This is a genomic window from Streptomyces sp. NPDC027962 (assembly GCF_055566095.1).
Window position 1 is genome coordinate 36,816 of record NZ_JBVHTA010000004.1, and the last position, 23,178, is coordinate 59,993.

The 23,178-nt window shown below is 71.2% G+C and carries 23 protein-coding genes and 1 pseudogene; 12 read left to right on the forward strand and 12 right to left on the reverse strand.

Annotation, left to right across the window (positions count from 1 at the left end; translation table 11 throughout):
• Window positions 1–4: 4 nt before the first annotated feature.
• Together ACZ4SA_RS04900 and ACZ4SA_RS04905 are read left to right on the forward strand one after the other, a co-directional pair.
• Entirely contained in the window at window positions 5–3,610 is a 3,606-nt protein-coding gene (locus ACZ4SA_RS04900; protein ID WP_468269904.1) for a vWA domain-containing protein, read from the forward strand.
• The gene (locus ACZ4SA_RS04905) at window positions 3,607–5,385 is read left to right on the forward strand and encodes a hypothetical protein (RefSeq protein ID WP_468269906.1); all 1,779 of its coding nucleotides are present in this window, start codon (window positions 3,607–3,609) and stop codon (window positions 5,383–5,385) included. Before ACZ4SA_RS04900 ends, ACZ4SA_RS04905 begins: the two co-directional genes overlap by 4 nt.
• 93 nt (window positions 5,386–5,478) lie before the next feature.
• Here the strand turns inward: ACZ4SA_RS04905 and ACZ4SA_RS04910 are convergent, their stop codons facing one another.
• The 4 genes from ACZ4SA_RS04910 to ACZ4SA_RS04925 form a co-directional block, all read right to left on the reverse strand.
• On the reverse strand, window positions 5,479–6,816 hold the full coding sequence (locus ACZ4SA_RS04910) for an SPFH domain-containing protein (RefSeq protein WP_468269908.1): 1,338 nt from the start codon (window positions 6,814–6,816) through the stop codon (window positions 5,479–5,481).
• Window positions 6,813–8,519, reverse strand: a complete 1,707-nt coding sequence (locus tag ACZ4SA_RS04915) for an SPFH domain-containing protein (protein ID WP_468269910.1) — start codon at window positions 8,517–8,519, stop codon at window positions 6,813–6,815. Before ACZ4SA_RS04915 ends, ACZ4SA_RS04910 begins: the two co-directional genes overlap by 4 nt.
• 19 nt (window positions 8,520–8,538) lie before the next feature.
• A complete protein-coding gene (locus tag ACZ4SA_RS04920) occupies window positions 8,539–8,787 on the reverse strand; it encodes a GNAT family N-acetyltransferase (RefSeq protein WP_468269912.1) in 249 nt (82 codons plus the stop codon).
• 281 nt (window positions 8,788–9,068) lie between these two features.
• Window positions 9,069–10,427 (reverse strand): alkaline phosphatase PhoX, encoded by a 1,359-nt coding sequence (locus tag ACZ4SA_RS04925; RefSeq protein WP_468269914.1) that lies wholly within the window; start codon window positions 10,425–10,427, stop codon window positions 9,069–9,071.
• Window positions 10,428–10,696: 269 nt separating this feature from the next.
• Between ACZ4SA_RS04925 and ACZ4SA_RS04930 the strand changes: the two genes are divergently transcribed.
• The 4 genes from ACZ4SA_RS04930 to ACZ4SA_RS04945 are packed head-to-tail and all read left to right on the forward strand — an operon-like array spanning window position 10,697 to window position 13,173.
• On the forward strand, window positions 10,697–11,260 hold the full coding sequence (locus tag ACZ4SA_RS04930; RefSeq protein ID WP_468269916.1) for a hypothetical protein: 564 nt from the start codon (window positions 10,697–10,699) through the stop codon (window positions 11,258–11,260).
• Window positions 11,257–12,486 (forward strand): NRAMP family divalent metal transporter, encoded by a 1,230-nt coding sequence (locus ACZ4SA_RS04935; RefSeq protein WP_468269918.1) that lies wholly within the window; start codon window positions 11,257–11,259, stop codon window positions 12,484–12,486. Before ACZ4SA_RS04930 ends, ACZ4SA_RS04935 begins: the two co-directional genes overlap by 4 nt.
• Window positions 12,483–12,875: a PRC-barrel domain-containing protein gene (locus tag ACZ4SA_RS04940; RefSeq protein WP_468269920.1), complete on the forward strand. Its 393-nt coding sequence runs from the start codon at window positions 12,483–12,485 to the stop codon at window positions 12,873–12,875. The genes ACZ4SA_RS04935 and ACZ4SA_RS04940 overlap by 4 nt, the downstream gene beginning before the upstream one ends.
• Window positions 12,862–13,173: a PRC-barrel domain-containing protein gene (locus ACZ4SA_RS04945; RefSeq protein WP_468269922.1), complete on the forward strand. Its 312-nt coding sequence runs from the start codon at window positions 12,862–12,864 to the stop codon at window positions 13,171–13,173. The genes ACZ4SA_RS04940 and ACZ4SA_RS04945 overlap by 14 nt, the downstream gene beginning before the upstream one ends.
• A gap of 406 nt (window positions 13,174–13,579) precedes the next feature.
• Here ACZ4SA_RS04945 and ACZ4SA_RS04950 read toward each other — a convergent pair whose 3' ends face one another.
• From ACZ4SA_RS04950 to ACZ4SA_RS04965, 4 genes and pseudogenes are all read right to left on the reverse strand, one after another.
• Entirely contained in the window at window positions 13,580–14,275 is a 696-nt protein-coding gene (locus ACZ4SA_RS04950) for a hypothetical protein (protein ID WP_468269924.1), read from the reverse strand.
• A gap of 35 nt (window positions 14,276–14,310) precedes the next feature.
• Window positions 14,311–14,631: an RNase A-like domain-containing protein gene (locus ACZ4SA_RS04955; protein ID WP_468269926.1), complete on the reverse strand. Its 321-nt coding sequence runs from the start codon at window positions 14,629–14,631 to the stop codon at window positions 14,311–14,313.
• A 37-nt stretch (window positions 14,632–14,668) separates the two neighbouring features.
• Window positions 14,669–14,749: a hypothetical protein gene (locus ACZ4SA_RS04960; RefSeq protein WP_468270319.1), complete on the reverse strand. Its 81-nt coding sequence runs from the start codon at window positions 14,747–14,749 to the stop codon at window positions 14,669–14,671.
• 127 nt (window positions 14,750–14,876) lie between these two features.
• A pseudogene (locus ACZ4SA_RS04965) lies at window positions 14,877–15,431 on the reverse strand (pyridoxal-phosphate dependent enzyme); the annotation flags it as partial.
• A 644-nt stretch (window positions 15,432–16,075) separates the two neighbouring features.
• On the opposite strand from ACZ4SA_RS04965, the gene ACZ4SA_RS04970 reads away from it, so the two are divergent.
• The gene (locus tag ACZ4SA_RS04970) at window positions 16,076–16,198 is read left to right on the forward strand and encodes a hypothetical protein (protein WP_468269928.1); all 123 of its coding nucleotides are present in this window, start codon (window positions 16,076–16,078) and stop codon (window positions 16,196–16,198) included.
• Between the two features lie 588 nt (window positions 16,199–16,786).
• On the opposite strand, the gene ACZ4SA_RS04975 is transcribed toward ACZ4SA_RS04970, so the two are convergent.
• Both ACZ4SA_RS04975 and ACZ4SA_RS04980 read right to left on the reverse strand, forming a co-directional pair.
• On the reverse strand, window positions 16,787–17,041 hold the full coding sequence (locus ACZ4SA_RS04975) for a hypothetical protein (protein ID WP_468269930.1): 255 nt from the start codon (window positions 17,039–17,041) through the stop codon (window positions 16,787–16,789).
• Window positions 17,042–17,126: 85 nt separating this feature from the next.
• Complete coding sequence (locus ACZ4SA_RS04980; RefSeq protein WP_468269932.1) at window positions 17,127–17,570, reverse strand: DUF6153 family protein; 444 nt, start codon at window positions 17,568–17,570, stop codon at window positions 17,127–17,129.
• A gap of 581 nt (window positions 17,571–18,151) precedes the next feature.
• Here ACZ4SA_RS04980 and ACZ4SA_RS04985 point away from each other — a divergent pair.
• The 5 genes from ACZ4SA_RS04985 to ACZ4SA_RS05005 all read left to right on the forward strand — a co-directional run bounded on the left by ACZ4SA_RS04985 (window position 18,152) and on the right by ACZ4SA_RS05005 (window position 21,781).
• On the forward strand, window positions 18,152–19,306 hold the full coding sequence (locus ACZ4SA_RS04985; RefSeq protein WP_468269934.1) for an aminotransferase class V-fold PLP-dependent enzyme: 1,155 nt from the start codon (window positions 18,152–18,154) through the stop codon (window positions 19,304–19,306).
• Between the two features lie 484 nt (window positions 19,307–19,790).
• A complete protein-coding gene (locus ACZ4SA_RS04990; protein ID WP_468269936.1) occupies window positions 19,791–20,414 on the forward strand; it encodes a hypothetical protein in 624 nt (207 codons plus the stop codon).
• A 59-nt stretch (window positions 20,415–20,473) separates the two neighbouring features.
• Complete coding sequence (locus tag ACZ4SA_RS04995) at window positions 20,474–21,094, forward strand: hypothetical protein (protein WP_468269938.1); 621 nt, start codon at window positions 20,474–20,476, stop codon at window positions 21,092–21,094.
• 11 nt (window positions 21,095–21,105) lie between these two features.
• Window positions 21,106–21,396 carry a hypothetical protein gene (locus tag ACZ4SA_RS05000; protein ID WP_468269939.1) on the forward strand — a complete coding sequence of 97 codons (291 nt, stop codon included), beginning with the start codon at window positions 21,106–21,108 and terminating at the stop codon, window positions 21,394–21,396.
• 253 nt (window positions 21,397–21,649) lie between these two features.
• Window positions 21,650–21,781 carry a hypothetical protein gene (locus tag ACZ4SA_RS05005; RefSeq protein ID WP_468269941.1) on the forward strand — a complete coding sequence of 44 codons (132 nt, stop codon included), beginning with the start codon at window positions 21,650–21,652 and terminating at the stop codon, window positions 21,779–21,781.
• Between the two features lie 30 nt (window positions 21,782–21,811).
• On the opposite strand, the gene ACZ4SA_RS05010 is transcribed toward ACZ4SA_RS05005, so the two are convergent.
• Together ACZ4SA_RS05010 and ACZ4SA_RS05015 are read right to left on the reverse strand one after the other, a co-directional pair.
• Window positions 21,812–22,048, reverse strand: a complete 237-nt coding sequence (locus tag ACZ4SA_RS05010; protein WP_468269943.1) for a hypothetical protein — start codon at window positions 22,046–22,048, stop codon at window positions 21,812–21,814.
• A 502-nt stretch (window positions 22,049–22,550) separates the two neighbouring features.
• Window positions 22,551–23,054, reverse strand: coding sequence for a GNAT family N-acetyltransferase (locus ACZ4SA_RS05015; RefSeq protein WP_468269945.1), 504 nt, complete (start codon window positions 23,052–23,054; stop codon window positions 22,551–22,553).
• Between the last annotated feature and the right edge of the window lie 124 nt (window positions 23,055–23,178).

A 23,178-nucleotide genomic window follows, 5' to 3' on the forward strand; every position in this document is an offset into this window, starting at 1 on the left:
CACCGTGTCCCCCTCCCCCGTCGTCGGCGCCGCGGACGGGGCGCTCGCTGCGTTCACCGACCCGGCGGCGCCCTACCTCATCGGTGTACGGCACCACGCGCCGTCCCTGGCCGCCGCCGTGCCCGTGCTGCTGGACGACGCGAAACCGGACGTCCTGCTGGTCGAGCTGCCGGCCGAGATGCAGCAGTGGCTGCCGTGGCTCGGACACGAAGAGACGCGGGCCCCGGTCGCGCTGGCCGCCGCCCCCGGTCACGGGAGTGGCGGCCAGGGCCCCGCCTTCTATCCGTTCGCAGACTTCTCGCCCGAACTGGCCGCCGTGCGCTGGGCCGCCCGGCACGACGTCCCGTTGATCGCCTGCGACCTGCCGCTCGCCGGCCGGGCATGGGACGAGGGACGGCATGGCACAATCCCGGGCTCGGGCGGCCATGGCATCGCCGCGGCCCTGCGGGCCCGGCTTTCCGGCCGCGCCGGGGACGACCTCTGGGACCGGCTCGTCGAAGCCACAGCCCCGGGCTCCCCGCCCGAGGCTCTGCGCCGGGCGGCTCTGCTCACCGGGTGGGCCCTGCGCGAGGACGCGGCCTCCTCGGGCGGGGTGCCGGAGCTGGATCTGCGGCGCGAGCAGTGGATGCGGGCCCACCTGGCTCGGGCCACCGCGCGGGGGCAGCGGGCCGCCGCGGTGGTCGGGGCCTTCCACGCACCCGCACTGCTCCGCCCGGACTCCGGGGACAGCACGGGAACAATCGACCCTACGACGGCGGTTGATGAGGCCACGTCGGAGACCGGGCCTCCCAGTCCCGGCGCACCCCGCCCCGCATGGACGACGTCCCTCATCCCCTACACCTACGCCCTCCTGGACGAGCGGTCCGGCTACCCGGCGGGCATCCGGGACCCCGAGTGGCAGGACATGGTGCTGCGTGCGGCGGGCGATCCGGCCGGGCTGGAGGAGGCGCTGACGCGGGCCGCCGTGCGGGTGTGCGCGCAGCTGCGTGACCTCGGCCATCCGTCGGGGCCCGCCGACGCGCGCGAGATCACCCGCCTCGCCTCCGACCTCGCCCGCCTGCGCGGACTGCCCGCGGCGGGCCGCGGCGAGCTGGTCGAGGCCGTGCAGACGGTTCTCGCGCAGGGCGAACCGTACGGGAGGGGGCGGGCGGTGGCGCGGGCCATGGAGCGGGTCCTCGTCGGCACCCGCACCGGACGCCCCGCCCCGGATGCGCCGCGCAGCGGTCTCGCCCCCGCGGTCGAGGCCGAGGTGGCGGCCCTGGGCCTGCCCGGCCCGGAGGCCACCGGCCCCGGCGCGGCCCGTGACCTGCGCCTGGACCCGCTGCGGTCCGACCTCGACCGGCGCCGGCAACTGCTGCTGCAGCGGCTGACGGTGTGCGGGGTTCCCTACGGGGAGGCCAAGGAGGTCGTCGCCGCAGGCGGCGCCGAGGCCCTCACCTCACGCTGGGAGGTGCGCTGGACACCCGCGACGGCGGCCATGCTGACGGCGGCCGGCGTGCGCGGGGTCATGCCCGCCCAGGCGGCGGAGGGAGTGCTGCGCGAGCGGCGGCGCGCTGAGCTTGACGCGGGTGGAACGACGTCGGCGCAGGTCCTGGACGGGCTCGCACAGGCGGCTCAGTGCGGCCTGCCCGCTCTTGCGGACGAACGACTCGAGGACACGGCGCGGGTGCTTCCGCTGTCCGGCACCCTGTCCGAACTGCTCGCGGGACTGGCGCTGCTGGACCGGCTGCGGGCCGGTCACGTCCCGGGGCTCGACGCCGACACGGACCGTACCGCCCGGGCGGCCGCCGTGGCCGAGCAGCTCACGACGGCGGCAGTGCGGCAGACCGACGGTCTCACCGGGTCCGAGGACCCCGCGGACGCCCACGCCCTGCTCGAACTCGCCCACCGCGCGGACCTGCTGGGCGGCATCCGGCTCACCGACGCACTCGCCCGCCTGGCCGCCGGGGGCTCCCCGCTGATGCGTGGCGCCGCCGGAGCGGTGCGCGTCCTGCTCGGGCAGGAGGATGCGCGGGACTTCGGTGACCGGGTGGCGTCCTGGGTCGACGGGGCCACCGACCCCGACACGCGCTCCGCGCTCACCGCCCGGCTCAGCGGGCTGCTGGCCGCTGCCGGGCCGCTGCTGGAGGCAGCGGCACCCGCCCTGGAGCCCCTGCTCGACCGCGTCTCGGAGCTGCCCGACCGTGAGTTCCTCGAGCGGCTTCCCGCGCTGCGCGGCGGATTCGACACCCTGAGCCCCGCGGCCCGCGACCGCCTCCTCGCGGCCGTCGAGGAGCGCCTCGACGCCCCGCGCCTTGCCGACACCGAAGGTGTCGACCCGGCCGCCCTCGCCGTCTGGACCCGGGGGGACCTGGGGGCCCGCGAGCGCCTGCGGTCGCTGGGTCTGCTGCCGCCGCCGGGCGCGGCAGCGGCCCGTACGCCGGCCTCCGGCACCTCCCCGGCCCGCGGCACCTCGCCCGTTTCCCTTGCCTCGCCGGCCCCCGTCGCCTCCCCCGATGTCCAGGACCGCTTCCTGACGCCCGCCGACCGCTGGCGTTTGGTCCTCGGCCGTCGCACGGACCGGCTGCCCCCGTCCGCCGCCCCGCTGGCGACCGCGCTCGACGAGCTGTACGGCACCGGACGCGGAGAGGGCAGCAGGGGAGACCTCGGCGGGGCGGGCGGCGGCCGGCAGGTGCCCTATCCGGGGGTGCGGGAGTGGTCGCAGGAACTGGCGGCGCTGTTCGGACCGGGCATCCGCGAAGAAGTCCTGGCGGCCGCCGCCGCGTCGGGGCGCCAGGACGTCCTCGGCGAGCTGGACGCGGAGGGCGTACGGCCCTCGGTCGACCTGCTGCGCACCGTACTTCGGCACGCGGGCGGACTGCCCGAGGCCCGGCTCGCCGCACTGCGCCCGCTCGTGCGGCGCCTGGTCGACGCACTGACCCGCCAACTCGCCACGCGACTGCGCCCCGCCCTGCACGGCACCGCCCTGCCGCGCCCCAGCCGCCGGCCCGGGGGCGGCCTGGACCTGCCCCGCACCCTGCGCGCCAACCTGGCGACCGCGCAGCGCGGCCCCGACGGCACGGTCCGGGTCATCCCCGAGCGGCCGGTCTTCCGTACACGCGCCCGCCGGGCCGCCGACTGGCGGCTGGTGCTGGTCACCGACGTGTCGGGATCCATGGAGGCGTCCACTGTCTGGGCCGCGCTGACCGCCTCGGTGCTCGCCGGTGTACCGACGCTGTCCACGCACTTCCTCGCCTTCTCCACCGAGGTCGTCGACCTGACCGGACACGTCGACGACCCGCTGTCCCTGCTGCTGGAGGTCAGCGTCGGCGGCGGCACCCACATCGCAGCCGGTCTGCGGCACGCACGCGAACTGGTCACCGTACCCTCGCGCACCCTCGTCGTGGTCGTCAGCGACTTCGAGGAGGGTTATCCCCTGGGAGGGCTCCTCGCCGAGGTCCGCGCGCTGGTCGGGGCGGGCTGCCATGTCCTGGGCTGCGCAAGCCTCGACGACACGGGCCTGCCCCGGTACTCCACGGGCGTCGCGGGACAGCTCGTCGCCGCAGGTATGCCCGTTGCCGCCCTCAGTCCGCTCGAACTCGCCCGCTGGGTAGGGGAGAAGATCGCATGAGCCCGGACCTGCCTCCGGTCGCCCCGTCCGTCACCGCCGAACTCGTCGAGGCTCTGTCGCCCCGGCTCCGCAAGCGGCTCGACGCGGGCGTCGCCAAGCTCGCGGCACGCCCGGCCGTCCGGGACGGCGACACCGTACGCATCGCCGTCGACGACGACACCGACCTCGAAATACACGCCCCCGGCGGGGTGGTGACCGGCGCTGACGCGATCCGCTGTGGATGTCTGCTGGCACCCGACTGCCTGCACCGCGCCGCCGCGGCCTCCGCGGCACCGGTCGCGGACGGGGCCGCGGAGGTGACTTCGGCCGCGGACGGGACTTCGGCCGCGGACGGGACTTCGGCGGCAAGCGCCGTGGAGGAGACCGCCTCGCACGACGAGGACGCCCCCGAGGAAGCGGCCGCAGAGACCACCCCCACCGCCGAACAGCGCGCCGCCGCACGGGCGCTGCACGACGCCGCGGCCGCCGTGCTCGAAGCGGGCACGGACGGAGCCGGCGCCGTCCTCCAGGCGGAGCTGCTGCGGGCCGCGCACACCGCGCGGCTCGCGGGCCTCCCCAGGGCCGCTGCCGCGGCGGTCTCCGTGGTCACCGGGGTACGCGCGGCCCGCTCCGCCGACCCCGCGTACCGTCTCACCGACCTGGCAGGCGCCCACCGGGACGTCCTCGCCGTCGCCCACCGCCTGCCGCAGGCCACGGGCGCGGATCTGGCCCTCTTGCGGGGCACGGTACGGCAGCCGTACCGCCCGGACGGATCACTGCGCCTGTACGGCCTCTTCTCGGAGCCCGTCCTCACGGCGACCGGATATGCGGGGGCGGTCACCTGGACCGCCGACGCCGAGGGCCGCCTCCACACGGTCTCCGATGTGGCACCGGGCGGCCCCGGGCGGGCGTCCGGCGCCGCCGACCGGGCCGTACGGATCGGCGACACCGCCCTGACACACCGTGAACTGTCCCGTGCGGGCCTCGCCGTGTCCGGCGCCACCGTCTCCCCGACGGGCCGACTCGGCGCGGGGGCGGGGGTACGGGCGGTGCGTGCATCCGGCGTCGCGTGGCACGGCGACCCGCTGGACCGGCTGTGGGCGGTACCCGTCGACCAGCAGGTCGCCCGGGCCCTCGACGGCGGCCACGACCTGCTGTTCCTCGACGTGACACTCACGGGTACGGCACGGGAGACGACCGCCGACTGTCTTCTGGCCGACAGCGGCGGTCTGGCCCTCCGGCTCATCACGGCGCACGACAGCCCCGCCCTCCCCTACCGCGACAACCTCCGCCTCCTGGCCGCAGCCCGGGGCAGCCGGCTGCGGGTCATCGCCCGCCTGGCGCCAGGACCACTCCCGCGCGCCCTGCTGCTCGCCGCCCAGCACCCCGGCGACCCCACCGCCCGAGTGGACCTCGGTCTTGACCGCCTCCAGCACGCGGACCTGCCCGCACAGAGCACGCCATCCGACGGTGCCGCCACGCCCATCGTGGACGAAGCGCCGCTGCACCTGCTGCGCCGCCGCCTGCACCAGGCCGTCTCCGGAGGCCGCCGCGTCCTGGCGTTCCCCGGAAGCGGGTCCGGCGACAGCGGCCGCCTCCGCCGGGTCGGCCTCACCACAGCGGGCGACCTCCTCGACGACCTCCATGCCGCCGCCGCGGACCGCTCGCGCGACGCCTTCGGCCGCCTGCTGCCGGCGGACACGGACCGCTACGCACGCGCATGGCTGGCCGCTGCCGTCTACACCGACGAGGTGGAGCGGTCGTTGTGCGCCGCCGCGTGGAGCGCGTCATGGTGACGGGCCCGGCCCCTGCCGGCGATCAGTCGGTCTGTCGACCGGCAGGGGCCCTGAACGGCTTTCCGCCGCTCTGTCCTTCGTCGGCTTACCGCTCTATCCTTCGTCGTCCGCCGCGTACCGCGCGGCGGGAACGCCGTCCCCGGTCGGCAGGGCCTGCGACAGCCGCGGCAGCAGCTGCGCCGTGAGCAGGGTCGACAGGGCGGAGGTGTCGCCGCTGCCCGGTCCGTCCGTACGGACCACCACCGGCTGCGGGGCGTGCGTGGCCAGCTCCGCACCGACCTCCAGCCGGCGACGGGCCAGTTCGTACTGGAGCACGGCGGCGTTGTCCCGGTACGCCTGGGCGAGGGCTCGCTGCGCACGGGCCTCGTTCTCGGCGGCGATGAGCCCGCTGCGCCCGCGCGTCTCGATCTCGAAACGCACGCGCTGCGCGTTGGTCTCCTGCTCCTCGAGCAGCTGCGCCACCGCCTCGCGCGCCCGGTTCAGCGCGGCCTTCACCTCGACGATGCGGGCGTCGCGGACCTTCTTGGCGCGCTCGATGTCCATGCCGAGACTGTCGATCCGGCGCTTACGGGTCAGGCCCCACTCCTGTTCGTACGCGTGGCGTTCCTTCGCCACCCGCTCGCGTGTGGCGAGATGCTGCTGGTACTGGGTCGGCAGCTGTACGTCCGGGATGTTGCAGCCGGTGATGCGGACCCCGTAGCGGGACAGCTGGCGGTTGAGCAGCTCCTGCATGTCGGCGACGTCCGAACCGCGCAGGTCGTAGGCCCGCTCCGTACGCATCAGGCGCGCCCGCTGCCGGATCGCGTCCTGGACGGCGCTGGAGAGCACCAGGTCGAAGTTGCCCGCGCCGATGGTCCGTACGAACAGCACCGCGTCGGTGATGCGGAACTTCAGGAAGAACTCGATCGACCGGAGCGGCACGTTCTCCTGGGTCGGGCAGGCCATGACCGGGGCGGAGTACGGGATCTCGGTGGCGGTGTCCACCACGAAGTCCACCCGTGACCACGGGTGCCACAGGTAGTGGCGGCCGGCCTCCAGGGTGTTGGTGACGGCGCCGTAGCGGGTCAGCACACCGTTCGTGCCCTGCTCGATCTCCACGATCGAGGAGCGCCACCACCAGAGGGCGCCCGCGAGGAGGAGCACGCAGCCGCCGGCGTAACCGAGGGTGGCGAGGGCGCCGTAGGCGAGGTCGGCGACGTCGCTGCCCTCCGACTCCGCCTCCGCTTCCCGAAGGGTGAGCATCACGCCGGACAGAAGGGCGAAGACACCGAGCCAGAGCGGAAGCATCCACCAGAGCCGGCGGCGGTGACGCGGAATGATGACCGGAATCAGGGTGCCGGCCTCGCCGCCGCGCAGCAGCTGGGCGATCTCGCTCCAGGGGGCGACCGCTTCGGAGATGACCGACCTGCGGTTCATACGTGCGGTGCTCACAGGGCGCCCTCCTCGGGCTCGGACGGGGACAGGGACCCGGAGCGGGGCCCGGGGCCGGACTGCTCCGTGGCGTCGGGTTCCTCACCGCGTACGGGCGGTACCACCGGCCGGTCGGCCTCCAGCAGAGCGCTGATCTCCATCTCACGATCCGCGATACGAGCGGCGACCTCGGTCAGCCGGGCGCGCATGGTGGCCATGTCCGCGTCCGTGAACAGCTCCGTCCCGTGCTCGCCGATCAGCTCCTTGGCGAGCTGCAGGAAGTCGACACCGGCGGCCTCCCCGCGCTCCCCTCGGCCACCGATCCGTACCAGCCGCGGAAGGTGGTCCGCGACCTGCTCCAGGGTGTCCAGCACCTGCTGCTGGTAGCGGTACTCCAGGATCTCCGGTGCCTCGGCAGCCGTCACCGCGCGGATGTCGAGGGCCTGCGCCTCCAGGAGCGCCGCGTTGGCCTTCGCCTCCGACTCGGCCTGCACGTATCGCTGGCGGGCCAGCGCCTCGGCCCGGTTGGTCTCGCGCTCCACGGCGGTGTCCATCTGCGCCTGGTACTGCGCGATGTCCGCCTGGATCGCCGAGAGCGTCTCCTGCCGGGTGGCCAGTTCCTTGGTCAGATCACCCTCGTCCTGCTCCTTGCGGAGCTGGAGGGCGTACTCGTGGGTGTACGCCTCCTTCGCCACACGCACCATCTCGGGCGACGCCAGGTCCATGCGGTAGGCGCGGTCGGACGGCTCGGCGTGCGTGATGTTGGCGTTCGTCAGCTCGACGGCCGGCCGGAACTGCTGGTTCAGCTGCTCGAGCAGACGCCCGGTGTCCTCGCCGACCATGTCGTAGATGGCGGCGGCCTCCTGCTCGTAGATGAGACTGCGGATGGTCTCGCTCACCGCGTTGCTCAGCTTCTCCTCGAAGCCGCGCACAGCGCCCAGCGTGTAGACGAACTCGGTGGGGTCGCTGATCCGGAACTGGATGAACAGGTCGATCGACGCCTTCACTCCGCCCTTGGTCGGCGCCTCGCGCACCGGTGCGTTGAACGGGTACTCGCGGGTGGTGTTGACGATGTACGACACCCGCTTCCACGGGCTCAGCAGGATCACCCGGCCGGGGCCCACCACCTTCTCCAGCTTTCCGAAGCGGGTGATCAGCGCCTGGCAGCCGTCCGGGACCATCACCATGCCCTGGCGCGCCCAGACGAAGGCGACGGCCAGTACGGAGATCACCCAGTAGTGGATGCCGAAGAGCGGATGGGTGAGCAGGCCGTCTCCCGCCGCCGCGACGACGGCGGACGCGACGGCGCCGAGCACGAGCAGCGACACGACCGGCAGCATGCTCAGGAAGGAGCGGCCGCGCGGCATCACCATCGGGCAGATGGCGTGCACCTGCTCGCCGTCCTCCTTCCGCTGCTCGCTGCGGTTGAGGGCCTCGCCGGCCTCGTCCAGCGGGACGGTCTTCTGCGCCATGACGGTGGCGATGCTGCCGCCCTGTTCCCGGGCGGCGGGGAAGTCTCCGGGATCCATGCCCTCGTCCTGACTCCCCTGACCGGGCTGCGCACCGGCCGAGCCGGACTGCCGCCGGCCTCCGTCGTCGCCGTTGCCGCTGTCACCGCTCGCACCACCGGCGCGGCGGCGCAAAGCCTCCTCGGCGATCTGTTGCGGGCTCGCACCTCCCGCGTACGCCCGCGCGGCTTCCCGCAGGTTCTGAGTCCGTGCCACGTTTCCCCCTTCGCTCTTGCTATCTGCGGCCATCCCACACCATGGCCCCGGCCAGGTACAGGGCAGGGTGGCTATTTGCCGTGCCCGGGCCGGATTCCAGGCTCGGCTGCACACCCTTCAGAGGCGAGGACCGCCCAGATCTGTTTGGCGTGACGGGTACCGCCGACCGGCCAGGATTCGCGCCGCCCTCGAGCGTCATGCCGAGCCTCTTGGCCACCGCGGAGCTCCGCTCGTTGTCGGCGCGGCAGTGCCACTCGGCACGGTGCATCCCCCGGGTGAGGAACGCCCAGTCCAGCAGGGCACGACACCCGGCGGTGACCAGGCCGGGGATCAGACCTTGCCGTGACGGTCCTCCTGCTGCCCCTCGGCGGCTATGGCCCGGCCCGGAGTTGTGCTGCGACCGGGCGGGCGGTGAGCCAGTCCCGGTACGGGGGGGGACGCTGCGCCAACTGCCGCTGTCCTGCCCCGGCCGAAGGGGGCAGGACAGCGGCCGCCTCAGCGTGTTGCGCGGGGCGTGGACGGGAGTCCGGACGGTGCCCGGGGGACGGATCAGAGCCCGCCCTGGCGCCAGGGGCCGGTGATCGCGAACGTGATGCCGGGGGTCTGGATGTTGACGAACAGCCAGTTGCCGTTCTTCGGTTCGAACACGGAGCCCGCCCACTCGGATCCCCTGTGGTCGGCCGCCGCGACGGCCTTGCCCGCCGTCCCGCCGCGCAGGTCGACGTCGTTGGCGGCGAAGCGGAAGATCTCGCCGTCCGTGGTCAGCCCGTGGACGTACTCGGTCCCGCTGCCGTCCTCGCAGAGGACCAGGCCGCCACGGGGGCTGACGCACATGTTGTCCGGCGCGTTGAGCACAGAGGCGCCCGGAGAGGCGAAAAGCACTCGGAACTCGTCCGCGGCCGGGTCGAGTTCGAAGACCTGGCCCTGGCGGGCGGGGCCACCGTCGGTGGTGATCACGTAGATGCGGTCATTGCCGTACCAGGCGCCCTCGAGACGGCTGAACACCGCGGCACCGTTCGCCTGCGCCTGGCGGCGCACCGTGTCAGCAGCCGGGTCGACGTCCTCCACGGGCACCCAGGAAACCGTGCCGTACGCCTTCTCCCCGTCTCGGCGGGTGTCGTACGTCGTGGCGCCGATGCGCATGGCCTCCAGCCGGCCGCCCTTGGAGAGGTCACCCGGCACCGCCGGGACGAACCGGTACAGCGACGCGTCGCCCCGGTCCTCGGTCTCGTAGACGTAGCCGGTGGCCGGGTCGATGGCGACGGCCTCATGGTTGAACCGGCCCATTGCCCGGTAGGGCTCCGGGTTGCCCTTGCCCTCGGAGGCCACCTCGAAAATGTAGCCGTGGCGCTTGCCGCTCGTCGTGGAGAAGGTTTCCTCGCAGGTGAGCCAGGTGTTCCACGGGGTGGGCCCACCGGCGCAGTTGCGGAGGGTGCCGCCGAGGCTGCCGTAGGACTCCAGCCACTGGCCTGCGTCCGGGTCGAAGACCATGGTGGTGGTCCCGCCGCCGGCCTCGGGATTGTACGCCGGGGCGGTGAAGGCGGGCCCGGCGCCGCGCTCGTGGTTGCGGACGATGTGGACGCGATCCCCGTAACGGAAGGCCGCCATGCCGTCGTGCGAGCCCGGGGTCCGGACCCCGTCGTCCATGAGGTCGTTCGTCCAGCCGTAGGAGATGTACTCGAACCCGCGCGGCAGCTGCAGCAGTTCCAGACCGGTGGCCTGGTCCTTGACCGGACTCAGCGGGCCGTAGCCGGCATCGAACGGGAACTTGACCGGCGCGGCTGCCGCCGTCCGCGCGGCGAGGGCCTGGAAGGGGACGGACGCGGCGGCGGCCACAGCGGCCCCGCGCAGGAGGGTACGTCGTTCGAAACCGGGACCGGTCGGTCTTCCGGCGGACGTGCCTGTCATGGGAGTCCTCTCGAAGCTGGGCTGGGGAGCGGCGCGCATCACCCTAGGAGCGGACCGCCGTTCCGATTCCCAACCGAAGATGAGCATTGGGAGAACGTCAGCCACCCGATTCCCCCGGCCTCACCAGGTGCACGGGGATGCTGCCAATCGGTGGAATGAACGCCCGTCGGTGTGGTGGCGGCGCTCCTGGGCCCGTTCCGGACGTCAGGCTGGCCGCGAGGGACACCGAGCGGCGTCACCGGTCGGTGTGGCGGAATCACGGAGGAACGTTGCCCCGCACGACGTGGGAACCGCCCGGCAGGGAGGTGACCGCTGCCGAGGAACGGCCGGCCAAGGTCCGTGCCCTCGCCGACGTGCAGGCGATCGGGATGTGCCCGCACCGCGCCGACTTGGTGCTGGTACCGGTACTGGTGCTCATGCTTCTCGCGACGCTGGCGAGTTGTGTGGGCACCTCCCGCACAGGCACCGACTACGAGGAGAAGGTCGCCAACGCCGCGGAAGCGGCGCGCTCCTCCGTCGAGACGGCGCGCCTCGTCGTCACCGCGGTGGAGGACGGGAAGTCGCCTGCCACCTACACCAGCAGGACGCTGTCCGACGTGGAATCTGCGGTCGGCACGGTCTCGACGCAACTCGGCTCCGTGCAGCCGCCGACCCCGGAGAGCACCCGCCTGCGCAGCCGCATCACCTCCTTGCTGACCGAATGCCACAGCACCCTCGGGGAACTCCGGATCGCCGCCCGCGACGGCAACGCCACCGAACTCGCCTCGCTGGGTGAACGGCTGCCCGCGCTCTCGGCCCGGCTGTCGCGCTTCGAGCAGATCAGGCCGACGTGAAGAAGATCCTCAGCCTGGCGCTGGGCGTCTTCACGGCGATCGGCGGCTTCATCGACATCGGCGACCTGATCACCGACGCTCTCGTCGGAGCACGCTTCGGGCTCGCCCTGGTGTGGGTCACGGTGGTTGCGGTGATCGGTGTGGCCCTCTACTCGGAAATGGCCGGCCGCGTGGCCGTGGTGACCGGCCGCACGGTGTTCGACCTCATCCGTGAGCGCATGGGAGCCCGCATCGGCCTGACCACCGTCGTCATCTCCTATCTCGTCAACGCGATCGCCCTCGTCGCGGAACTCTGCGGCATCGCCCTGGCCATCGAACTCCTGACGGACGTCCACTACCTGCTCTGGGTCCCCCCGGTCGCGTTCCTTGCCTGGCTCGTCATCTGGCGTGTGCCGTTCGAATTCATGGAGCGGGCATACGGCCTGGCCGGAATGGCGCTGTTCGTCTTCGTGGTGGCCGTCTGGCAGCTCGGGCCGGACTGGGGCGAGATGCTCCACGACGTGACGCACCCGCAGGTACCGGCAGGTGAAGGGGTACCCACCTACTTCTTCTACGCGCTGGTGATGCTCGGCGCGCAGATGACGCCGTATGAGGTGTTCTTCTTCTCCTCGGCGGCCGTGGAGCACCGCTGGCGGGCCCGCAACCTCACCGAAGTCCGGATGAACTGCTGGATCGGCTATCCCATCGGCGGCATCCTGGCCATCGGCATCCAGGTGGTGGCCTACCAGGTCCTGCAGCCCGCCGGAATCCAGGTCGAGCATCTGAGCCAGACCGTGCTGCCCGTCGTCCTGGCCTTCGGGCAGGTCGGTTTCGCTCTGGCCATCCTGGGGATCGTCGCCGCCGTGTTCGGTTCCACCATCGAAACGCTGCTCTCCTCGAGCTACACCGTGGCCCACCACTTCGGCTGGACCTGGGGCAAGGTCGCACGCCCCGCCGACGCCAGCCGCTTCCACACGCTGCTGCTGGTGACCCTGCTCGGCGCGGTGGCGGTGGCACTCACCACGATCAACCCGGTGACCGTCACCATCTACGCCGTCTACCTGGGCGCCGCGGTCCTGCCCCTGACGTACCTGCCGATCCTTGTTATCGCCAACGACCGCCGCTACCTCGGGGACCGGGTCAACGGGCGCCTGGCCAACGCGGTGGGCACCGTGTACCTCCTCCTCGTGGTGGCCGGCGCGCTGGCCGCCCTGCCCCTGCTCATCGCGACCAAGGCGGGACTGTGACCATGACCGAGTACCTGGACGCCGGCCTGGAACTCCTCGACCGTCAACTCGTCGACGCCGACGGTACGTATCTGGGAAAGGTGGACGACCTCCTCTTCACCGCCGGGGGCACCGACGGCCCGCCGGTCCTCGCGGCCCTGCTGGTCGGCCAGCAGGCGTTCGGAGCACGGCTCGGCGGCCGGGCAGGACTCTGGTGGACCGCCATGGCCCGGCGGCTCTCACCGGGCGACGGGCCCGTCGAAGTACCCGCCGAACTGATCGGCGAAATCGGCACCGTGATCGCCGTCGACACCCGCGCCCAGGCGTTCCCCCGGCTTCTGGGGCCGGAGAGGTGGCTGCGCCGTCACCTCGTCTCCAGGCTGCCCGGGGGTGAGCGTGAGAGCGACTGACCTGCTGGGATCCGTGGTGGAGGACACCCGAGGACGCCGGCTGGGGAAGGTCCATGACATCCGCCTTTCGCGTCCGTCCGACGGAGAGCCGTGGCGGATCGAAGCCGTCGTGGTCGGGCCGTCCGCCCTCGCCTACCGACTCGGCTACGCACAGCACGAGGTGACCGGGCCCTACCTGGTCGCCGCCATCGCGACCCTGCTCAACCGCCGGAGCCGGCGGATCTCCTGGACGGACGTCCTCTCCTTCCACGAGCGGCGACTCACCGTCCGCGCCTCGCCGACGGGAGACCAGTCATGACGACGGAAGGGCTCGCCGTCCTCTTCGCATGGCTGGAGTACGCCGCACTCGTCGCGCTCCTCGCCTGGCTGGTCCTGCGCCGGCCCGGCGGCAAGTGAACCGGGCCGGAGGGCGTCCGAGCTGCCGTGCCCGACCACCGACCGACCGCGGACCGACTGCTGGCGGCGCGCTTTACCAAGAACCGTATCCTGGGCGGCTCCGACGACGGATTCCTCCGACGCCGAAGGCCGCTTCCTCTGGCAGCCGGGGCCGCCGAGCATTACCAGCAGCCCTGCGCGAGGTTCCTCGACCTCGAAAACTGTGAGCGGTCCTCAGGGAGTGGGGTAGACCGGCGGGACGGCCGCTCCGCCCGGTGGACCTGGTGGCCTGGCCTGGCCTGGCCTGCCGGGCGGAGCCGCCGCGTTGCTCACTCCACCAGGTACTGGATCCGGTCCACGACGTGTGGGCCGTATCCGAACCGTTCACCGAGGCGCTCCAGCCGGCCGTACAGGTCCTGCGAGACGAAGGACCCGAAGGCCTCGAAGCCGTGCAGCAGGAAACGGAAGGCGATCTCGCTGCACACCTCCTCGGCGCAGCGTGCCAGCACGTCGCGTGCCTGCGGCAGCGTGACTCCGACCGCCTCCTGGCGCAGGTTCAGCCTGTCCGCCAGGTCCTTTACGTGGCTGGCCAGCATCCGGTGCTCGTAGGTCAGCATGCGGGACCGCGGGGCGGTCTCCGGCGTTCCGGTTCCCAGGGCGCAGGGCTCGACGACGGCGGGCGGCACTTCGTACGGGTCGCGCGGCTCCGGCGCCTGTGTCACGACCGACAGGACCCGGCCCAGCCAATCGCGCTCCTGGCCGCTGATGTCCGGGCTGCCGTCGAGCGCGCTGCTGTCGGTCAGCCGCCACAGGGCGTTCAGCTCGGCACCGGTGAGAGTGGACGTCACCAGCCGCCGGACGTCGTCGCTCAGCAGCAGGCGGTCCCTGGCGCTGTGCGGTCCGGCGTGACCGTACCGCTGGGCGATGTGGTCCCACTGGTCCTCTGCGTAGAGCACCCAGTCGCCGTGGAACGAGCCGCCCAGGGCGGTGAGGCCGAAATCGAAGCAGAGGTCATCCCTGCTCATGGTCTGGTCGTGCACAAATACTCCCGTAACGCCGCTCAAACCGGGTAGGCCGTGGACACGTAGTAGCCCCCCGGTTTATGGCCGGGTGCGCGATGCAGGAGGACCACGTAGCCGTTGCCCGCCTTGCTGTGCTGCCCAGTGTGGGTCATGACGTCGCCGAGGGAGTTCTTCGCCCCGAACGTTCCCTTGAGTTCCAGCGGCTGCCTGGCTCCCTCTCTGAGCCACTTGTCGATGCGGGCCTTGTTTCCGGCGACGGCGTAGTCCACCACTTGCTGGGCGGTCTGGCGGTCGATCCACCGACTGTTGGGAGTGGGCTTGCCCCGCTTACGGGTCTTCTCGATCGCGAGTTCCTTCATGCGCGCGTCGGAGGTCGTGACGCGACCTGACCGGCGCTCAGGTCCACCTCGACGACAGGACACCACTGAGGGCGCCGATCTCCTTCATGAGCGTGGCCTTGCAGTGACCGCAGGTCATGCCGGCGACGTTGTAGACGGTGGTGCGGCCGTCGACAACGGCTTCTGCAGCCGCGCCGGTGGCCAGCTTCCGTCGGGGGTGCAGCAGGACATGGTTCCTCCAACTATGAGAGTCATACCCCTAGGGGTATGACTACTCGTCTATGTATACCCTCCGTTGCGAGTTCGAGCGCGAGCGGGGTGTAGGCGGAGATGTTGTCGGGGTTGTTGTACTGGTCCGGACACCAGGAGCCCGGTTCCTGCACCATCAGTTGAGCGACCCGGTCCCGCCGGGCCTGCTGCCAGCCACCGGTCGGATGTGGTTCGGAGACGACATTGACCTGCGCGCCGTATGCCGTCAGGAGTCGGGTCATCGACATTTCCAGCCCCGGGTCGGTGACAAGGGTGACCGGATGGCCGTGAACCATGCCGGCGAGGGCCAGACCTAGCCCGAGCGTCCCGCTGGTCGACTCGATGATTCGTGCTCCTGGTAGCAGCTCGCCGCGCGCGCGGGCGCGTTCGACCATGTGCAGAGCAGGACGGTCTTTGATGCCTCCGGGGTTGAAGCCTTCGAGCTTCGCCCAGAAGCCGTGGCCTGCGTGCGCGAAGGGCTCGCCTACGCGCAGCAACGGGGTATTGCCGACCAGCCCTGACAGGGCGGCTTGGCCGGGCTTGGTGGGGTGGGTCGTATCGGGAGAGTGCATCGCTTGCTCTCGTCTTTCGTTGATGGCGCGTCGGGGTGCCGACCTCTCCCTCGCCTCTCACCGGCCCATGGGGCGCAGAGGCGGCGGGACGGTCGACTGCCCAGGCGCACGGCAGCTGTTGCCTGCCAGGACTCGTCCGCCGAGCAGGAGGAGTCGGCAGGCGGGCTGGGCATTGAGGTGTCACCGCAAGAGGAGTCGCGCACGGGCGCGCTGGTGCCTTGGGCGGGAATTGAGGGCTGACGGGGGGGCGGGCCTCGTCACGCCTGCCCTGGTGGGCAAGCTGCCCATGGGAGGGGCAGAGAGGCGGGACCCGAACCGGCGCGGAGCCACCGGAATTCTAGATCTGCAGAATCGTGGCTCTTATCGTCGCGCTCGGCAGGGGTCTCGCCGATGCGGTGTCACCGAAACCGAAAGAAGCCGGTCGACTGACAAGGGGCGCTGATTCCGCCAGAAGGGCGGAGGCCACCGGCGCATCCAGCACTGGAGCCTGCTGCGGCTGGCCTGGCACGCATTCCTGAGCCACATGGTCGGGGCCGTGCTCACCGCCATGGTGCTGCAAGGGTGCGGCCCCAGGTGCCGTTCGATGCGTCTCGACTGCCACGGAGACACTGGCCCTTGCATCCAGATGACCGCTGACGCCTTCCATGCTCACGCCGTGCGCGTACACGAAGGCGAACAGCGTCATGGCCACCCACAGCAGCTGCAACGGACCCGCTGACGAGCGGGCCCGCGAGATGCGGGAGGACGGAGCCGTGACCATGCTGTGATCTTATCCTCTGACGCCGGTCGCAGCCGCATGCAGAACGACCAACATCGGCCGAGCACTTGGCCTGAAACCAGTGAGCCGAGGACGAGAGTGCAGGTAGCGCCTGGTTCCGGCCCCACAACCATGACCGGAACGACACCCAGGGCGGGAACCGGGCCGGCCGCATCCGGGAAGCCCGGTTGCGGCGGGTCCGGTGATGGTGAAGCCCATCGTGTCCTGGTAGTGGTCCGCTACGCGTGTGGCCTTCAAATCGGCCAGGCGGAAGACTCCCAGGTGGCCGGCGGCGTATACCGTGCCGTCGGCCGGGTCTGCCCCGAGCCCGTGCAGATGACCGGTGCCAGGGTCCGAAGCGGCGGCGGTGGGCTCTTCGTCGTCGGAGCTGCACGCCGCGAGAAGCAGCGCGCAGACGGCTATGAGGGCGGCGGCCACCTGCCGGCGACGGGCGGGCAGCCCGGAGGGCCGCCTGATCGACGTGATCATTACGGGGTCCTGATCCTCTGAGGGTGGTGGCCCGGGCACACGTACGTCCTCGGGCCAGGGGTACAGCGGGGGCGACGCATTGCCGCCCCCGCCGGGGGTGCCATGGCCCTCAGTTCTTGCCGAGCAATTCGGCGGCCTGCCGGTGGTGGGGGATCATCCCCTGCGCGAAGGCGACGTCCGCCGCGTTCTGTGTGCCCTCCTTGGCGGGGGCCGACGAGGAGGTGCTGGGGGACGCAGCCGAGTTGTGGCCGTTGTGGCCGGACGCGCTGCCGTCTCCCCCACCGCACGCGGCGAGTACGACGGCAGCGGTGGCTGCGGCCGCCACGGCGGCGGCACGGCGGATCATGGAACGGTGCGTGCTCATGGTGATACTGCTCCTGTGCTGGGGAAGGTGGGTGTGGCACGTACGGCGGCATCGGCTTCGTAAGCCGGGCACACCGGTGCTTCCCCTATATGCGCAGGAGCTGCAGGTCACTCAACGACGGTGGCGCACGGCCGTCCGACGTGGCGGCGAAGGCCGCTGTCGGCACATCCATCGTGGGAGGCGCGAATGCCCCCGAGGGGGCGAGTGACGGCAGCGCGGGCGCGGCGCTCGTACCGCTCGCCGCACACGTCTCGTCGGCATGTTCCGCGTGACCGCCGCCACCGCGACCGTGATCCTCGACGTGAGAGCAGTCGCACCCGTCGGCTTCGCCACCGTGGGCCGGGGATTCGACGGCGCCGGCCGTGCTGTGTGCAGCGGCAGATGTCGCGCCGGGCGGAGCCGACGCGACCGCTGGTCCAAGGCCGTGCATGGCCACGACCCCGGCAAGGACAGCCAGCACGAGCAGCACGTAGGCCCGAAGCCCATGGGGCCTGGTGCCGTGACGCGACTGCCCACTCATACGACGCATCCCAAACGGCACGGCCCTCCGCGCGCGCAGCCCGCGCAGAGACGGGCGGCCAGCCGCGTTGTCATGCCAGTCCCGCAGTCAGCGACGGCGATGGCAGTACTGGTGAGCTCGCCTATTCCACTGTCGCGAGTTCTTCAAAGGGTCCACCCGGTTGGTGACGTGTGCGGTCGCCGGGACCCATGTAGTCGAATCCCTCTGGCCTCGCACTACTGCAGATGTCGACGGGACATGGCGCGACGCCCTACCCGCGCAGGGGAAAGATGGAGTGCTTCTCCAGGCAAGATGGCTGGTCTCCCCGGGCGGTCTGTGCTGTGCGGCATCTCGATAGAGGTCGTTTGGGCAATGGTGCTGTCGGCGCCCGCGGCCACTTTGCGTAGCCTCGTCCCTGGAAGGGCACCGGACAGCTATTCCGCCGCCGCTCCGCCGGTCGCGGTGCAAAGGGGTGCTGGATGTCGATGACGAGTCGGCGCGGTCTGTTGATGAGATCTGCGGGAGCGGTGGCGGTCACCCTTGTGCCCAGTTCCGGCGCGGCAAGGGTGAACACACCGCGGGAGCGGCCGGTCACCACGATTGACGGGCGCGTGGACTGGGACGCCTTGCGGGCGCAGTTTCGCCTCGAGCCTGGATGGGTGAACCTTGCGTTGTTCTATCTGGCCTCGCATCCGAAGGTGGTGCGTGATGCGGTGGATCATCTGAGTGCGCAGGTCGACGCCAATCCTCTCTCGGTGCCCACGGGGCTGGTGCTGCCCGATGGTCCTACTGGATGGCCCCGGGTACGCCAGGTGCTCGCGGCCTATCTAGGAGGCCAGGCCGAGGACATCGCGATGACGGCGAGCACGAGCATCGGGCTGGGCGTCTTCTATAACGGCGTCGTGACCCGTCCGGGACAGGAGTTCCTGTTGACCGAGTACGACCACATCTCCCATCGCATGGCCGCCCGACTGGCCGCCGACAAGCATGGCAACACGCTGCGCCTGGGCTCCTGGTTCGCCGATCCGGCCACCGCGACGGCGGACGGCATCGCAGCGGCAGTCGGCGAGGCGATTCGCCCGAACACCAGAGTTGTAGGGATCACCTGGGTGCAGTCGAGCACGGGGCTTCGGATGCCGGTGCGTGCGGTGGCCGAGGTGGTGCGCCGAGCCAATGAAGGCCGCAGCCCTGCCGACCGGTGCCTGCTGGTCGTCGACGGCGTGCACGGTCTGGCGGCGATCGACGAGGATGCCGCCGGCCTGGGCGCGGACGTGGTGATCGCCGGAACGCACAAATGGTTGTTCGGTCCACGGGGAACGGGGCTGGTCTGGGTGGCGCCGGACGTCCTCGACCAGCTGCGGCCCACGTTCGTGAGCTTCATCAGTGGCGGGGGAGCAGCGCCCTTGTCGCCCGGCGGGTTTCTGGCGTTCGAGCATGCCTTCGCCCTGCCGGTGGCGGTAGCGCTGCATGAGCAGTTGGGCCGAGCACGCGTTGCCGCACGCATCACACAGCTGTCGACGCGGGTGAAACAAGGACTGAGCCGCATCCCCGGGGTCACCGTGCACACCCCTGCCGACGCGGAGCTGTCAGCGGGCATCAACTGTTTCAGCGTGGCCGGACACACCCATCAGCAGGTCGTCGACCACGCCGCCACCCACCGCGTGCGGCTGTCCACCTCGACCTACACCCGGATCGGTACCGCCGTTATCAACACTCCAGCCGAGATCGACACTGCACTGAACAGCCTGGCTGACCTCACCCGCTGAAAGCCGTTCCCCGACACCGAGCCTTGCCGCCTTCAGGGAAGTCGACACCAGTCACCGGCATGTTGGCCGCCGCCCTCACTCTGTCCAGCTTCGCGATGTACGCCGCCGTCGTCACCCCCCTCCTGCTCCGAGACGAGGACCGGGGAAGCACGCACGTCAGGTTCGAGAACCCGCATCGCCACCGCGATGGCGCCTGCACGGCCCGCTCACTCTCGTCTGCCATGCATGAACCCTACGGACGGCCCCATCCCGCCACAGCGAATAGTTGACGCGGGGCGCCCACCGCCGCGGCCGCCGTAACGGCCGGCCTCGGCGCGGCGCTGGCGCTCCGTGAACTCCTCGCCCGGCAAAAGCCGTAACGATCCGCCGGATGAACCGGGCGCGACCGTGCAACCATCAACCACCCGGGCGAGTCACACACCTCAACCACCATGCCGTCACGGTTCGAACACACCGTCGGCACTTCGTACACACAAGGCAGCCCATGACCGACGCACAGCCGTCCCCGGCCTCGAGCCCCGAGGATGCCCCGCAGGACCCGCCCACGGCCGCCACGCCGGCTTCCGGCATCCCTGACGCCGCGACCGTCCCCCCGGCGCCCGCCGGCCCCGCCCGCACCTCGCGTAAGCACACCATCGTCACCGCCATAGCCGGAGCCGCCGCCGGCGCAGCCCTCGTCGGCAGCGCATGGCTCATCACCAGCAACAGCGGCGATGACAGCGACACATCCACCGCCCCGGCCGCCACCGCCGGCGCGGCCCCTGCGGAACCCAGCCAAGAGGCCACGTTCCTCCTCAGCGGCGAGTTCGTCCTCGAGGACGGTGTCGTCGGCACCGACCACGGCGGCTGCGAAGGCTCCGGCGGCTACGACGACATCACCATGGGCACCGACGTCAACGTGTACGACGCCGAGGGCACCATCGTCGGCAACAGCATGCTCCTCGTGTCGACGCACGACGAGGCGGCCGGGACGTGCACCTTCCAGATCGCCGTCGACGGGATCCCGGCGGGCCGGAAGTTCTACTCCGTGGAGATCAGTCACCGCGGCCGGGTGGAGATGAGCGAAGAGCAGGCGAAGTCGGGCGCGTTCGCGTCCAGCCTCGGCTGACCCCGCCGCTCCACCGCCCCTACCTGCACCGCCCATCACCGCTTCCCAGGAGTCCTCGCATGTCTCAGCCCACCCCGCCCCCGTACGGCCAGCAGCCCCAGCAGCCCGGCTACGGATACCCGCAGCACCAGACACCGCCCTACGGCCGGCAGCCCTACGCCAGCGGCCCCGCCCCCTACCAGCCCCCGCCGCCGCCGAAGAAGGGCTTGTCGAACTGGGCCATCGCCGGCATCACCGTCGGCGGAGTGTTCGCTTTCCTGATCGTCATGGGCGCCCTCATCGGCGGCGGAGACGACACCAGCAGCGGGGCGAAGACGCCCGACAAGGTGTCTACCGCCCCGGAGACGCCCGCGAAAGACGACCCGAAGCCCGCCCCGAAGGAGCAACCTAAGAAAGAGCTGTCCCAGGCCGACCAGTTCAAGGCCTTCATCGCCCAGAACGGCACCCCTGCCGAAAAGACCGCCGCCGGCCACGTCATCAAGGTCCAGGGCGCCGACGAGCAGAACGACTTCCTCGACACCGCGGAGATCTGGACCGACTACTCGGGCGGCCTGCTCGGCCCGAACTCGTCGAAGGGCAAGATCCTCGCCTCCGCGTTCGCCGACTGGAAGCAGTCCAAGAACGGTCTGGTGACCGTGTACGACAAGAACGGCGAGCTTCTGTCCAACGGCAACTACTGACCGGGGCCATCATGCGCACACGCACCATCACTGCCGTTGCCGCACTCCTGATCGCCGGCCTCGGGATCACCGCATGCGGGGAGAGCGAAGCCGACCAGCAGGCCAAGTGCCTCAACGCCATCAAGGCCCGTGCCGAAGGCGACACCAGCAAGCCAGAGGCCTGCGACAGCCTTTCCGAGGACGACTACGACACGCTTGTCATCGGCTGGAGCATCGAGAAGTCAGGGCTGGACGAGGTCGACGAGCATCCGGAGGACATGCTCGACCACGCGGAAGACGGGGACGTCGATCGCGACAACTGATCAGGCCCCTCAGCAGCGCCCCCGGCCCGTTGGTCGGGGGCGTCGTGCCTCCACTAGGCCGGATCGCGCCCATGCCCACCATGCCCCGCGCCCTCACCTCAAAGACGGAGCACACCGACACGAGGGGGACATGTTGGCCAATCAGACCGCACCCACGCCCAGCGCCATCACCATCTGGGCCGGCCACGCATGCCTGTGGTGAGCGAAGACCCTGCAACGCACCGTCGCCGGTAGGACGCGTACGAAAGCGCACGTGGCCCGCAGGAACGCCGCCATGCGCGCCGCGCACGCCCGCGGGGTGGACCGGAACACCATCACCCGCACGATCGGCCGGAGTGACCCGCACGTCCGCCAAGCCCTACGGGGCGAGCCGACAGCCGAGTAACCGCCCGCCCTCGCGCCCCTGGCCCGTCGCTCAGTTCGAGCGGCGGGCCTGCGTCTTGCCCGGCCCCGGATGGTCCGGATCATCCTCCGCGGTCGGCAGCGCCCTGTAGCCCTCCGACCATGGATTGGTCCACCCACAGGACCCGCACGCATACCGGCCGTCGAGGCCGGCGAGGTGGGTGCCGCATTGCACACAGGCGGTCTCGGTGATCTGCGGGCCGTCGGGCCCAGCATCGGCCGCCGGGACGTGGGGTTGTGGCGCGCTCATGCGTCGGAGGGTAGTGGCTTGGCGGCCACGGCGGGGGTGTTGCCGCTGACAGGGCCACAGTTCGCGCACGACCATGACCCGTCCGGGCCCTGCGTGGCGGTGCCTCCGCACCTCGGGCAGTGCATGCCCTGCTCCCCTCACCCGTGCCGGTGTCGTCCTGTTGAGGATCCCGCCCCCTGGCGGGGCGTCAAGGGCGCGGTCTGGGCCGGGGGATGCTCGAGCGGTGTCATGCCAGGATCGGGGGTGAGCCTCGAGGCTCACTCCGTGAAAGCGCCCCCCGGTGTCTTGGGGAACTGCCGGCCGGCCCTCGCCCTTGTCCGTCGGGGTCCGGGGCCTACGAGTCCCGAGGCCGGCTACGGCACGGCCCACCGGCTCGGATGGTCCCGCTGGCGCCGCCGCCACCAAGCCCGATCCCGAGCCAGCCACCACTGCCGTCAGGCCGCTTACTCTGCCTGAGCGCACTCGATCACGTGAGTACGAGGTCCCGGGGCGCGACCTCGTGTCACGGCAACGAGCGTGTGAGCCATACATGCTCACCACGGTCGTCTGTAGCAACGTGATGCCGCTCGAATCCGAGCTTCTCAAGGACACGGAGCGACGGTGTGTTCCACACACCGACGGTCGACCAGAGCCGTTTCCGCCCGGTCGCCACAGCGGCATCGAGCACTGCGCCGGCCGCCTCGGTGGCGTAGCCACGCCCATGCGCGCGCCGGAACAACTCATACGCGATTTCAGGCTCCTCCACGGTGGAGCGGCCGATGATCAGCCCGCAGTAGCCGATGAAGTCGCCTTCGTCACGGCGCTGGATGGGCAGCAGGGCGATCCCCGTGGTCTCCGTTGCAGCGAGCAGCTCCGCGATGGACGTCCGGATGTGCTCAACCGTGGGGGTTCCCTTGCCGCGTTCGGAGAGGAGGGCACGGAACTCAGCGGCGTCCGACTCGGCCCACGGCCGGAGTATCAGCCGCTCGGTCTCAAGGTGGAACGACATCGTCTCGTACGTAGACATGCTCCCCACTCTGCCCCACGGATCATCACGAACTACAGCTGGAGTACCAGATTTTGTGGCGCATGCGGCCGACTCTTGGCGATGGGTGGACCTTGAGCCGTGGGATGACGATCCTGACAGTGTC